Source organism: Microbulbifer agarilyticus (assembly GCF_001999945.1).
In the GTDB taxonomy this organism is placed as follows: domain Bacteria; phylum Pseudomonadota; class Gammaproteobacteria; order Pseudomonadales; family Cellvibrionaceae; genus Microbulbifer; species Microbulbifer agarilyticus_A.
In genome coordinates this window covers 1,874,769-1,888,056 of the sequence record NZ_CP019650.1, presented here as the reverse complement: position 1 = coordinate 1,888,056, position 13,288 = coordinate 1,874,769, and the positions used below count along the sequence as shown (strand labels likewise).

Sequence of the window (13,288 nt, the reverse complement as noted above, 5' to 3'; positions counted from 1 at the left end):
GCGGGTTACATACTGTCCAACTCTGCCCAGCGCTCGAATGCTTGCTCAAGAGACTGCTGCAAGTCGGCAAGAACCTGTAGCCGCTCCTGCACTTTGGCATTTTCTTGCTGATAGAACTCTGGTGCAGCCATTTCAGCCTCGAGCGCGGCGATGTCGTTTTCCAGACTCTCAATTTGCCCGGGGAGCGCGTCCAGTTCCCGCTGAAGCTTGTAACTGAGTTTTTTCGGCTTGGCGGCTGGCTTCTGGTCTGCTGCACCGCTTTCTTCAGCGGCGCCCACCGCAGCGGGCTTGGCTTGCTTGCGCGCCTTCAGTTGCTCTTCGGCACTGAGAAACTTTCCGCCCTGCCGAACAAAATCTACATAGCCACCCACGTATTCCCGCACGATGCCTTCGCCCTCAAAGGCCAGGCAGCTCTCCACCACATTGTCGAGGAAGGCACGATCGTGGCTCACCAAGAGCACTGTACCGGGAAAGTCCATCAACAGTTGTTCGAGTAACTCCAGAGTCTCGACATCCAAATCATTGGTCGGTTCGTCGAGCACTAGAATGTTCGCCGGCTGACTGAACAGCTTGGCCAGCAGCGCACGGTTGCGCTCGCCGCCACTGAGCGAGCCCACTTTGGTGCGCGCTTTTACGCCGGTAAACAGGAAATCGCTCAGGTAGCCCATTACGTGCTTGGTGCTGCCGCCCACCTGTATGTTTTCGCGCCCCTCTGCAATGTTGTCGACCACAGAGAGATCGGGATCCAGCACATCGCGCCGCTGATCAAAGTAGGCAACCTGCTGCTTGGTGCCCAGGCGAATCGAACCGGACTGTGGTTGCAGCTCACCCAGCAACAATTTGATCAGAGTACTTTTGCCGACGCCATTGGGTCCGATCAGGCCAACCTTGTCACCACGCATCAGGGTAAAATTCAGATCGCGAATCAGTGGTTCAGTGGTGCCCAGCTCCGACTCAAACCCGAAGGTCACGTCTTTCAGCTCCGCCACCAGCTTGCCGGAGCGCTCACCGGAATCGAGTGACATTTTTGCGACGCCCTGACGATCGCGCCGGGCCTTGCGCTCGTTCCGCAGCGCTTTCAAGGCTCGTACCCGGCCTTCATTGCGGGTGCGTCGGGCCTTAATACCCTGGCGGATCCATGTTTCTTCTTGCGCCAGCTTTTTGTCGAAGAGCGCATCACTGCGCGCCTCTTCCTCGAGCTGCTTTTCCTTCTCCTGCTGGTAGCGATCAAACTGACAGTTGAAGGCGCGCAGAATACCGCGGTCCAAATCCCATACGCTGGTGGCAAGGCGCTGCGCCAGGGCGCGGTCGTGGCTCACAAACAGCAAGGCACCGCGATAGCTGGCAAGAAAGTCTTCCAGCCATTCCACCGCCGCAATATCCAGATGGTTAGTCGGCTCATCCAGAATCAGCAGGTCTGGTTCCGTCACCAGGGCCCGCGCCAGCGCGGCCCGGCGCTGCCAACCACCGGAAAGATCCTGTACCTGGGCACTTTCATCCAGATCCAGACGGTCGAGCACGCTGTCAATCTTTGCCAGCAACTCCCAGCCGTGAGCGTTTTCAATCTTGGCCTGCAGGTCCGGGTTCTGGTTTTCACGGTATTCGGCAAGCCAGCCCCCCACGTCGCCCAAACCTTCGGCCACGTAGCGATATACGGACTGGGCGCAATCTTCCGGGAGGGCCTGCTCCAGGGTGGCGAGTACCATCCCCGTCTGACGCACGATCTCTCCTTCATCCGGGTCACCTTTGCCAGCAATCAAACCGAGCAAGCTGGACTTGCCCTCGCCGTTGCGGCCTACCAGGCAAATACGATCGCCACGGTCAATCTTCGCAGTAACACCATCGGCCAGGACCTGAACGCCATAGCGCAATCCCACGCCATCCAACTGAAGCAACATAAATAACAACTACAATATGTGTGAGTGAAAGCAGACATTTTACGCTTAAATCTGCGTCCCTTCGAACAAGCGATTTCTCAATCGGGTTTTTTCAGCATGACGATTGGCCATAAAGGATTCGCCATTCCTCTCTCTGCCCTGGTTCTGATCGTACTCACTGCGGTCATCGTGGCGCCCGTATGGGCTGCGGACACGGCGGATGCGGAAGCCGCAGTAGCCCAGAGAGAGAAGCTCCAACAGGCTCGCCAAGCCATTGCCAGCAACAACAAACGCCAGCTGCGCAAACTCAAGAAAGAGCTGAAGGATTACCCCCTGCTGCCTTATATCGAGTACTGGGAGCTGAGTAAGCGTCTCTCGAAGCTGCCGTATGACGATATTGATGCCTTTCTGGAGAAGTACAAAGACACCGCCCTGGGTGACTGGATGCGGGTACGTGTGCTGCGCGAACTCGGTGGTCGCGAGCGTTTCAAGGCCTACCTCAAATACTACGATCCAGACAAAATTCGTCGTACCCAGTTACGTTGCTACTACGTGGATGCCCTTTCCCGCTATGGAGACAAACAGCAGGCCTACGAGCTGATTGAAGAGCTCTGGACTGTTGGCGCCTCCCAGCCCAAAGAATGCGATCCGGCCTTTGCACGCTGGATGAAAGATGGGGGCCTCACACAGGAACGCGCCTGGCAGCGTCACGCACTCGCGGTACGGGCCGGAAACCTCGACCTGGCGGTGTTTATCGCACGCAAGCTCGATAAATCGCGCAAAGCCCGTGCTGAACTCATGCGCAGCGTGTATCGCAAGCCCGAGCAAATCCTCAATTACAAAAAATTTATCCGTGAAGAACCGGAATACCGGGACATCGTCACCATCGGCTTGCGTCGCCTTGCCTCAAAGGATGCCGGCAAGGCGAATGAAGCCTGGGAACGCTATAGCGCGAGCTACTTGTTCAACGACGAAGAACGGGATGACTACCTGCGCTACCTGGCCCTGCGCTTTGCCCGCCAGGACGACCAGACTGGCCTCGAAGCGCTCATCAAAAACAACCCGGAATTCTTTGATTTACGCACTTCCGAGTGGCTGATACGCCAGTCATTACGTGAGATGGACTGGGCGCAAGTCGAGTTTTGGATTGACCAGCTCCCTGCAGACAACCAGAAGCTGGACCGCTGGCTGTACTGGAAGGCCCGCGCCATTGAAGAGCAGCTCGACACTGCGAACAACAAGGACCCCGCCCGCGAGGCATTAGCCAAAAAGCTGTACCAGCAAGCCGCCGCGGAACGCAGCTATTACGGGTTCCTCGCATCAGACACCATTGGTGCCGACTACAGCTTTGTCGACCGACCCGCCCCCATTACACCCAAACTGGTGGACGAGGTGGCAGCCCGCGATGGTATGCAGCGCGCCCGGGAGCTGCAGGCGATTGGAGAGTTCTATCACGCGCGTCGCGAATGGAGCTACGCAACCCGCGATATGCCGGACGAAGAGTTGATGACCGCAAGCAAGATCGCGGGCTCCTGGGGCTGGTATCACAAATCGATCCAGTCCATTCTCGCCGCCGACTACCTCGATGACCTTGAGTTGCGTTTTCCCCTCGCCTTTCCCGGCATTGTCAGCGATGTCGCAAAACGCATGGGCAAAAAAACCGCCCTGAACGACTACCTCGTACTGGCGGTCGCACGGCAGGAAAGCCACTTCAGCCACGACGCCAAGTCGCACGCCGGCGCTATGGGGCTAATGCAATTGTTGCCGTCTACTGCGCGTGCCACCGCACACAAGGCGGGTGTGCCCTATCGACGCAGCTGGGATTTGCTGAACCCCAATACCAATATCAGTCTCGGCGCTTACTACCTCAACTCATTGCTCAACCGGTTTGACAATAATCGGTTCCTTGCCGCCGCAGCCTATAACGCAGGCCCCACACGCGTTTCGCGCTGGCTGAAAGATACCGACAAAAAACTGCCCTTCGATGTATGGATTGAAACCATCCCGTATAACGAAACAAGAAAGTATGTTCAAAACGTGCTGTCTTATTCGGTGATTTACGCCTACCGCAGCGGCGAAAAAAAGTCACTCCTCAACAAAAATGAGGCGGAAGCCAAGCTGTAACTTTGCTCGCTCGGTTAGCGAGATCGCACAGAAAGAAACAGGCAACGAAAGCAGAAACGAGAGAAGGGAAAAACAAAAAAGAAAGAATGAAATACGACGAATTAGAGCACTAGGCAGCTCGCCCCGGCTTAAGCCAAACGAGCCACCAACCACTGGTCGAGTTCGTCGACGGTAAACGGCCAGCAAATCACATCATCCACCTGCCCGAGACCCACGACCGGGATGCTCCAGCCAAACAAACGGGTAAGCGTTTCGTCATCGGCAATATCCACAGAGACCAGCCGCAGCTGGTATTTCTCCAGCAGCGGCCAAATCTCTAGTTTGGCCTTTTCACAAAGGCTACAACCTAACGTGGTGTATAGCAGTAAGTCGCGCTCGGCCACGCTTAAACCAGCCCCTGGCTACGCGCCCAAAATAAACCCGCGGCCGCGGCACCCGCGACAACGACACCCAGCCACAACCAACTGCTGCTGCCACTGGCCGTCGCCGAGTCTCCGCGATAGCCGGCAGATAGGGATTCCTGTTCACCGAAGGAACCTCCTTCGTTCGCAGTCGACCGGGCATCATCCGTCTGGGAACGCATACCAAGCTGGCTGCGTCGCATCGCCTGATCCAGCGCGGCACTCTGGCGCGCTGCTTCAGGCACGGTGACTGCCTGACGCACCGTGGTTTTATCCAGATCATCCGCCGGGCCCACTACGCTAAAGCTCAGGCTGTCGAAGCGCAGCTCATCACCACGGCGCACACGGGACTCAGTGATACGCTGATTGTTCAGATAGGTACCGTTTGCCGAGCCGAGATCCACAGCAAACAACAGGCCTTCACGCACTTCGAGTCGCGCATGGCGACGCGAAAGGTGCGACATGGAAAAGGTCAAATCGCACTCGTCGGAGCGACCGACAATGGTGGTCTCGCGCACTGGAAATACGCGGCCGACGATAGCCGGGTGATTCGCGCGCAGCGCCCAGGCCACGTTTGCGGCGTTGCCTGCGGCTTTCAAACGGGTAATTTTGGGGTCTACGACCGCCAGCTGTCGGTCTCCAACCTGCAGTCGGTCGTTCGGCTGCAGGCGGCAGCTGCCTTCTATCAGCTTGCCGTTTACCAGCAGCTGAGCCCCGCCGGAGAGGTTGTGCAACTCTAGTTCGTCGCCATCCACCAGGATCTCTGCATGCAGCTTGGCCACTGACGGATCTGCCAGGGTCAGGTCACACTGGCTTCCCCGGCCAACAGTCACTTTGGGCGCAACGAGCCATACACTCTGGCTGGAATCTTTCACGTCACACAGTTTCAACATGATCGAGCTTCCTTGAGGCCGCCAAAAGGCGTACAATTTTTAATCAATTTATTCAATAAGGGGCTATCGGGGCCGGCAATATGCGCCAGCCAAAGCCAATTCATGCGTTTTCGCGAGTCATCTCGGCGAGAAAGCGCGATGGAAGTTTATCACGCGTAAATTGATTGGCCTGTGAATCCGTTTGCAGCTTACAATGTCATCAGGCTCTACTATGTAAACCACTGCTGCCTTGCGAAATGCCCGCGGAACCTCCAGGGAATATGGGCTTAAGGCACTAGTGGCGCTTTCGACAATAACGACAGGTAACAGGTAGTTGCATACCAGTGAGTGAAGCCAAAGTACGGGAACGCCCAAGCGGTGTGAGCCAACCCGCCGTCCGCGCCACTATGCGCAGTGCTGGTGCGACCCACACCGGATACCGCCGCGATCAGAACGAGGATGCGTTCTGGGGCGACGAGTCACGGGGCGTGTGGGTAGTCGCCGATGGATTAGGTGGTCATCAGGCTGGAGAAATCGCCAGCCAGACCGTGGTCGAAGAAATTCAGCGCTCCTCCGCGACCGACCGACACTACGAGCAGGCCCTGCGTCGTGCGCATGCCTTGCTGGCCGGTGACGAAAACAGCAATACCGCGATGGGCACCACCGCGGTCGTGGTGGCCGAAGACGCTCCCTACTTTCATATTTATTGGGTCGGCGATAGCCGTGCCTACCTGTGGATCCCGCCAAGCGAAGCACCCGACGGTGCCGACCAGCCCTTCCCTAACGGAACCCTGAAGCAGCTCACTGTGGATCATTCCTATGTGCAGATGCTCGTGGATTCGGGGGCGATTAATCAGGAAGAAGCGGCCAACCATCCGAACAGGCATGTGATTACCCGGTGCATCGGAGGGTCAGCCAATCCAACACTTGAGATCGACCGTGCCTCTTTTTCCTGGGACCGCGGCCAAAAGCTTTTGCTGTGTAGCGACGGCCTCAGCAATGATGTGAGCCCTGCCGAGATCTGCGAAGTCCTGGCAAAAAATTCAGATAACCAGCGTGCAAGTGATCTGCTGATTGCCGCGGCACTGGATGCTGGCGGGCGCGATAACATTACTGTGCAGGTCATCAGCGCCCCAGATGATCAGGCAGGCGACCAAGCCTCAAAATTTGACGCTAATGGGGACCCTAAGTCACAAAAGCAGAACTCCCGCACATCACGCTCGTTACTTGGGTCCCACAAAATTTTTTCCACTCGCGGCAAACTAATACTGAATATCACTACACTTGCCTTGATTTTATCGGCAGGTATTTATGTCACCTGGCAACTACTGAACACTTGATAAGGAACGGGCTCGAATGGAAGTTGTCAGCAGCGGCGCCGCCTCGCTGGAGATCCCTGGCTACCAGATCCTGAAAAAAATTAATCAGGGCGGTATGTCTACCGTATATCTGGCCACTCAGCGCAGTATGGGACGCCAGGTCGCTCTCAAGGTGATGTCTCCCGTCCTTAACGCCGACCCAATTTTCAGCGAGCGATTCCAGCGCGAAGCCAATATTGTTGGCCAGCTGTCCCACCCCAATATTGTTGCCATCCACGACATCGGCCGCTACCGCAGCCTCAATTACATCGCCATGGACTACCTCCCAGGTGGCTCCGTGGCGGACGCGCTGACCAAAGGCGCCATTGAGCCTCTCGACGCCCTGCACATTGCCCGCCAGATTGCCATGGCACTGGACCACGCGAGCAACAAAGGCTATGTGCACCGCGACCTGAAACCCGAGAACATCCTGTTTCGGGAAGACGGCTCAGCGATTCTCACCGACTTCGGCGTGGCGCGTGCAGTTGCACGTACCACACGCATGACCAACACCGGGATGGTGGTGGGTACTCCCCACTATATGAGCCCGGAACAGGCGCGAGGCGCGGCCGTCGATGGGCGTGCTGACCTGTACAGCCTCGGCGTCGTCTTTTATGAAATGCTTACCAGTGCGGTGCCCTATCAGGCCGAAGAAGCCGTTGCTATCGCAATTAAGCACCTGACCGACCCGATTCCTCGCCTGCCTGCGCGACACACCTTGTACCAGGGCCTCATCGACCGCTTCCTCGCCAAAGATCCCGAACAGCGCTTCCAGCGTGGACTGGACGTGGTCGACGCGATCGATCAGTTGCTCGCGGCGCTGGATGGTAAAAGCCCGGCTCCTAGCACCAAGATGAATAACACCTCGGTGCGCGTTTCCAGTTTGTTGCGCGCACTGGTGCTCACCCTGTACGGCACCCTATCCGATCGTATCGCCGCCGCCTGGGCGCGCTTTCGCGACAAGCCGGTTCACCAACAAAACCCGCGCGCCGAACAGCAAACCATCATGCGTATTCGGCAAGTGGTGGAGCAAGCAGCACCCATCAAACCCAGATCGAAAATGTTTTTTGGTCTGCTCGCCGTAAGTTTCACACTCGCGTGGGTCCTGTTCAGCCTGTTTAGCAACAAGTTCCAGTGGCAAACCGAGTCGGGCCTGGTGAATGAAGCGGTCGATATCACTTCACAGATACTGCTGCCGGAGAATGGCGCGCCGCAAGCTGGACAAGCTACTGCGGAATTGCCGGGCCTTTCCAGCGACCTCCTCCCGGGCAGTTTGGTAGTGCAAGAACCGGCTCCTAGCCAAACTGGCCCGGTATTACGCAACACGCCGGTCGCAGCGGCAATCACGGAGGCCACACCCAGCGCTGCTGCCCCGCAACCTGAAACCGCCGAGACTGGCAATATTGCCAATGTAGAAGAACCAATTACCACGGCCGCCATCAATAGCACGGATGCCGACCAGGCTCCGCAGGAACCTGAAGTAGCCTCCCCGCCGCCGACCTACGCTCTCAAGGTTTCACCAACACCCGGCGATGCGCGCATTCGCATCATGAACATCGTTCCACGATATACGCCGGGAATCAGCCTTGAGCCTGGTCGCTATGACGTTGAGGTGAGCAAGCCCGGCTTCAGTACTGTGCGGCGATGGGTGGAGATCGATTCCGCTAACGTGAATCTCGCGGTACAGCTGGAGCGCAAATACTTTGCCGGCAAGAGTTTTCAATCCCCACTCAAAGACGGTGGTCGTGGCCCGGAAATGGTGGTGATCTCACCCGGTGCTTTCACCATGGGCAACAACACGCGTCCGTTCACGAGTCCCGAACACAAAATCACGATCCGGCGCCCCTATGCAATTGGCGCGCACGAAGTGACGTTTAACGACTATGACCGCTATGCGAAAGCCAGCGGCCGCAGCTTGCCCAGCGATCAGGGATGGGGCCGGGGTACACGCCCGCTGATCAACGTGAGCTGGGTTGATGCACAGCGCTATGCAAAGTGGCTGAGTGAACAGAGCGGGCAGAAGTATCGTTTGGCGAGTGAAGCGGAGTGGGAATTTGCCGCGCGCGCCGATACTGACACTCCCTTCTGGTGGGGTGATGGCAGTCCCCGCGGCAAGGCCAACTGCCGCCGCGGCTGCGCCAGCGAATTCAACTCTCTGTTTGCCGCCAAGAGCGCACCGGTCGGCAACTACAAAGCCAACCAGTTTGGCTTGTACGATACCGCGGGCAACGTTGGTGAATGGGTACAGGATTGTTTCCTCGGCGATTTCACCAACCACCGCAGCGATGCGCGCCCTGTACAGTTGAAAAACTGCGATCTGCGCGTCGTCCGTGGCGGCTCCATGCGTGAACCGCTCCGCAACATCAGCTCAGACTACCGCACCGGTCTGAATGAGCGCGCCCACTCCAAAGAAGTGGGCTTCCGCCTGGTAATGGAGCTGTAACAGCCCATTACCGCGCGCGCACTTCCCACACATTGTGAATTTTCGGGTTGCGCTGGAAATCCTTGTCGAGCAGCTTGGCTGACAGATTTTCCACCGCAAACTCGGATTGCACCGCCTCGTCCATTTTGAAGCTGCGCAAGTTGTTGGAAAACAACAGCACGCCATCTTTACTGAGCAACGCCATGCACTGGCGAATCAGTTCCCCATGGTCCCGCTGAATATCCAGCACACCCTGCATTTTTGCCGAGTTTGAAAAGGTCGGCGGATCGAGAAAGATCACGTCGTAATGCCCTTTTCGATTAGCCTGCGCCGCTTGCAGCCATTGCAGACAATCGGCTTCGACCAGTTGGTGGCGGTATGGATCCATGCCATTTTCACGAAAGTTTCGCTGTCCCCACGCCTGATACGTCTTTGACAGATCCACGCTGGTACTCTCGCTACAACCTCCCATTGCCGCCTGCACCGTTGCAGTGCCCGTATAGCAAAACAGGTTGAGCAACCGTTTGCCCTTGGCCAGCTTGCGCAGGTACTGGCGCACTGGGCGGTGATCCAGAAACAGGCCCGTATCCAGATAATCCCACAGGTTAATTTCCAGCTTGGCCCCGTATTCGTCCGCGAAGAAAGTGCGGGATTCCTCACCGCGCTTCTGGTACTGACTGCCGCTGTCTTTATGGCTGTGGCGACGGCGTTCCTTAATGGAAACATTCCGCGGTGCCAGATCCAGAACCTGACGTGTGGCTCGCACCAGATCCATCAGGCGACCCCGTGCTTTTTGCTCTGGAATATTCGCCGGCGCGCGGTACTCCTGAATATGTGCGAAGTGCTCGCCCTCTAAAGACTGGTAGATATCGATGGCTGCGGAATACTCGGGCAGGTCTGCATCGTACAAGCGATAGCAACTAACACCACTGCGTTGCGCCCACTTACCGGTAGTGCGTAGATTTTTTTGCAGGCGATTCGCCACCATCTGCGCTTCTTCTGACAAACGAGCGCCGCCTTCCTGGCTGCGCTCGCCGGATTGCGCGTGAATATCAAACAACAGCAACTGGCTGGGGATACTGCCGTTGAACAACTTGTATTGCTTGTGCGAGCGCAGGCCGGTGGAATGACAAAGTTCAGGATTACCGGTAAAGATAGCCGCCTTCCAACCGGCAAACTCTTTCTTCAGCTGGCCACCCAGTTCCGCGTACGTTTCGCGCAGCGCCTCCTGCTCTCCCAGTCGCTCGCCGTAGGGCGGATTGGTAATCACCAATCCTGCGGTTACCGGGCGATGGCTCGGCACCTTGAAGGCCGCTACCGGTCGACAGCTGACGCGCACCTGCTTTTCCAATCCGGCGCGAGCAATATTGGATTCTGCAGCAAACAGTACCTTTGCGTCGGCATCGTAGCCGCGAATTTCTGGCAGCAGGTTTGCCGAGCTCTCGTTGCGGCGCTGCAGCGCTTCTTCCCGCAATGACAACCAGATATCGCTTTGATGGTTCAACCAGCGCTCGAAACCGAACCCTTCACGCAGCAGGCCCGGGGCCACATCTGCGGCCATCAATGCCGCTTCAACGAGAAAGGTGCCTGAACCGCACATGGGGTCCAGTAAGGCACCGCCCTCGGCGGCAATTTGCGGCCAGCCCGCGCGCATCAGCAGCGCCGCGGCAAGATTCTCTTTGAGTGGTGCCGCACCGATGTGGGTGCGGTAACCGCGACGGTGCAGGCTATCGCCACTGAGATCGATCGCGATTTCGAGCACATCGCGATGCAGGCGCAGCATTACCGACAGGTCAGGGTCACGCTTGTCGACATCAGGCCGCGCGCCGGTCGCTTTGCGCAGGCGGTCGACGATTGCATCTTTTGCTTTCTGGGCACCAAACTGGCTGTTGCGTATTTCCCGGTTGGTACCGGAAAACTGCACCCAAAGTACGCCGTTAGGGCTAATGTGTTCTTCCCAGGGCTGCTCAGCCACTGCGCGATACAAAGCTTCCGCATCTTCAATGCGCGCTTGCCCCAGATTCAGCAAAACCCGGTTCGCGATGCGGCTCCACAGGTTAACCCGGTAAGCCATGGCGAGATCGCCATCAAAGCGCACCGCCGCTGGCTGCTCTCGCAAAACGTTTGCGCCGATCTGACGCAACTCACTCGCGAGCACATTTTCCAGGCCTTTTGGACAGGTGGCTGTAAATTCAAACTTCTCAGTCAAGGATTCGACCTCAGGGAGCCTTTGGCCCTGGCGGCGCGCTGCTTTCCTGAAGCAGCTGACCGGGGCAATTTGGCAAATATGTTATGGCCATTTTGGCCAGGGGATATGTAGGTGGCGCAAGCATACCGCAATCAAGAATTCTATTCTTCAAGACCCCGAAATAGCCCAGAGAAGGTTTCTCACATTAGATAAATTGAACCTATAGACTGCACTTTTCAGAAAAATTTAATCCTTCCATGCCTGAGTGCAATTTGGCCCAATATTCCCTGCTGCCCCCCTTCTCGCCGGGCTCCTTCCACAATAAGCTGAATAGAGCATAAGGGGAGAAGTGGTGATACCAGTATTGCAGCCGGTTTCAGCCGCTTAAGTCACAATCAGAATGAGGTATTACGCCTATGAAACGCCAAAAACGTAATCCCAACGATAGAGCACTTCACAAAGGTTACGTTGCCGCCGTGCAGGGCAGAGACCACGATAGCTGCCCCTACCAAAGCGGATCCCTTCACCAGGAATGGGTAAACGGTTGGCGCCAAGGGCGAGAGGATATTTGGAGTGGCTTCGGGCCGGCGGCCCAAGCCCAACGCCTGGAGAGCATGTGATGCGGCGACCTTCGTCGCACACCCGTTACACATCCGATCAGAACCATTTCCGCACTAATGCAACGCTGCCATTTCAGGTAAAGGCATTTTTCGCGGTTCTCAAGATTCCTCTTGCAGCAGTCCCGGACTCGCTTTCGCCCGTCCGGGACAGTATCTCCACAGGCTCTATACGGAACACTGCACGCAGTGTGCACACACGTTCGGCAGGGAAGAAATCTCTTCTTTCGCTACCGAAAACCAATCAACGTTGTTCAATCATGCGGGCTTTGTGCAAGTCGGCAATCGCCGCAGCGGCTTCGTGAATCACGTCCGGCCCACGGTAAATAAAGCCAGAGTATATTTGCACTGCAGTGGCACCCGCGCGAATTTTTTCTGCAGCCGACTCACCGTCAAAAATACCGCCTACGCCGATGATTGGGATACTTCCATTCAGCGCACTGTGTAGCGTACGAATGACTTCGGTAGACCGATCTCGCAATGGCCGTCCGCTCAGACCGCCCTGCTCTGCACCATGCTCAAGATTTTCCACGGAAGTTTTGTCGATGGTGGTGTTGGTAGCAATAACCCCGTCGATCTCATGCTCCTGCAATGTCTTTGCAACCTGTGCGATAGCATCGTCATCCATATCCGGTGCAATCTTCACCGCCAGTGGCACATAGCGATCCTGTTCCGCGGCAAGCCGAGCCTGCTTCTCTTTCAACGCGTTGAGCAACTGGCTGAGGCTATCCCCGAACTGCAGATCTCGCAGACCTTTGGTGTTAGGAGAGGAAACGTTTGCCGTAATGTAATCCGCATAGGCATATACCTTCTCCATGCAGATACAGTAATCGTCGGCCGCCTTCTCTACCGGGGTATCGAAGTTCTTGCCTACGTTGATTCCGAGTACACCGGAATACCGACGGCGTTTTACCCGCTCGAGCAAGTAGTCGACACCCTCGTTATTGAAACCCATACGATTGATGATGGCCTCAGCCTCGGGCAGACGGAATATCCGCGGCTGCGGGTTGCCGGGCTGCGGACGCGGGGTCACGGTCCCCACCTCAACGAAGCCAAAACCGAGGGCCCCCAAACCGTTAAACGCCTGAGCATTCTTGTCCAGGCCGGCGGCGAGACCTACCGGGTTTGGCAAGGTCAAGCCCATCAGCTCTACCGGATCATCCGGTACCGACTTGCTAAACAACGACATCAGGCCAAGCCGCTCGGCGGCGCCAATGGCGTCCATCGACAAGTGGTGGGAGCGCTCTGGGTCGAGCGCAAACAGGGCTTTGCGCAAATGCTGGTACATGGGTTTCCTTGAGGTTCTGACCAAAGCAGGAGTCGTGCCTCCGCGGCGAAGTCCGCAACAAGGCTCGAGTCCAATGGGTCAAGCAAATATGACAAACCCCATCCGGATGAACCGGATGGGGTTTGTCTATTGTACGAGATT

At 56.8% G+C, this 13,288-nt stretch carries 9 protein-coding genes; 4 read left to right on the top strand and 5 right to left on the bottom strand.

What is annotated here, in order from left to right:
• Nucleotides 1-5: 5 nt before the first annotated feature.
• Nucleotides 6-1,898 (bottom strand): ATP-binding cassette domain-containing protein, encoded by a 1,893-nt coding sequence (locus Mag101_RS07640; protein ID WP_077403041.1) that lies wholly within the window; start codon nt 1,896-1,898, stop codon nt 6-8.
• A gap of 96 nt (nt 1,899-1,994) precedes the next feature.
• Here Mag101_RS07640 and Mag101_RS07635 point away from each other — a divergent pair, with 96 nt between their 5' ends.
• The gene (locus tag Mag101_RS07635) at nt 1,995-4,001 is read left to right on the top strand and encodes a transglycosylase SLT domain-containing protein (protein ID WP_077408142.1); all 2,007 of its coding nucleotides are present in this window, start codon (nt 1,995-1,997) and stop codon (nt 3,999-4,001) included.
• A 128-nt stretch (nt 4,002-4,129) separates the two neighbouring features.
• Here the strand turns inward: Mag101_RS07635 and Mag101_RS07630 are convergent, their stop codons facing one another.
• On the bottom strand, nt 4,130-4,384 hold the full coding sequence (locus Mag101_RS07630) for a glutaredoxin family protein (RefSeq protein ID WP_077403038.1): 255 nt from the start codon (nt 4,382-4,384) through the stop codon (nt 4,130-4,132).
• Nucleotides 4,385-4,386: 2 nt separating this feature from the next.
• Nucleotides 4,387-5,295, bottom strand: coding sequence for an FHA domain-containing protein (locus Mag101_RS07625; RefSeq protein WP_077403035.1), 909 nt, complete (start codon nt 5,293-5,295; stop codon nt 4,387-4,389).
• A 323-nt stretch (nt 5,296-5,618) separates the two neighbouring features.
• On the opposite strand from Mag101_RS07625, the gene Mag101_RS07620 reads away from it, so the two are divergent.
• Together Mag101_RS07620 and Mag101_RS07615 are read left to right on the top strand one after the other, a co-directional pair.
• A complete protein-coding gene (locus Mag101_RS07620) occupies nt 5,619-6,614 on the top strand; it encodes a PP2C family protein-serine/threonine phosphatase (RefSeq protein ID WP_077403031.1) in 996 nt (331 codons plus the stop codon).
• Between the two features lie 16 nt (nt 6,615-6,630).
• A complete protein-coding gene (locus tag Mag101_RS07615) occupies nt 6,631-9,075 on the top strand; it encodes a bifunctional serine/threonine-protein kinase/formylglycine-generating enzyme family protein (RefSeq protein ID WP_077403028.1) in 2,445 nt (814 codons plus the stop codon).
• Between the two features lie 7 nt (nt 9,076-9,082).
• Here the strand turns inward: Mag101_RS07615 and rlmKL are convergent, their stop codons facing one another.
• Nucleotides 9,083-11,263 (bottom strand): bifunctional 23S rRNA (guanine(2069)-N(7))-methyltransferase RlmK/23S rRNA (guanine(2445)-N(2))-methyltransferase RlmL, encoded by a 2,181-nt coding sequence (gene rlmKL, locus Mag101_RS07610; protein WP_077403025.1) that lies wholly within the window; start codon nt 11,261-11,263, stop codon nt 9,083-9,085.
• A 395-nt stretch (nt 11,264-11,658) separates the two neighbouring features.
• Here rlmKL and rmf point away from each other — a divergent pair, with 395 nt between their 5' ends.
• A complete protein-coding gene (gene rmf / locus Mag101_RS07605; protein WP_077403022.1) occupies nt 11,659-11,862 on the top strand; it encodes a ribosome modulation factor in 204 nt (67 codons plus the stop codon).
• Between the two features lie 241 nt (nt 11,863-12,103).
• Here the strand turns inward: rmf and Mag101_RS07600 are convergent, their stop codons facing one another.
• Nucleotides 12,104-13,147 (bottom strand): quinone-dependent dihydroorotate dehydrogenase, encoded by a 1,044-nt coding sequence (locus Mag101_RS07600; protein ID WP_077403019.1) that lies wholly within the window; start codon nt 13,145-13,147, stop codon nt 12,104-12,106.
• Nucleotides 13,148-13,288: the final 141 nt, after the last annotated feature.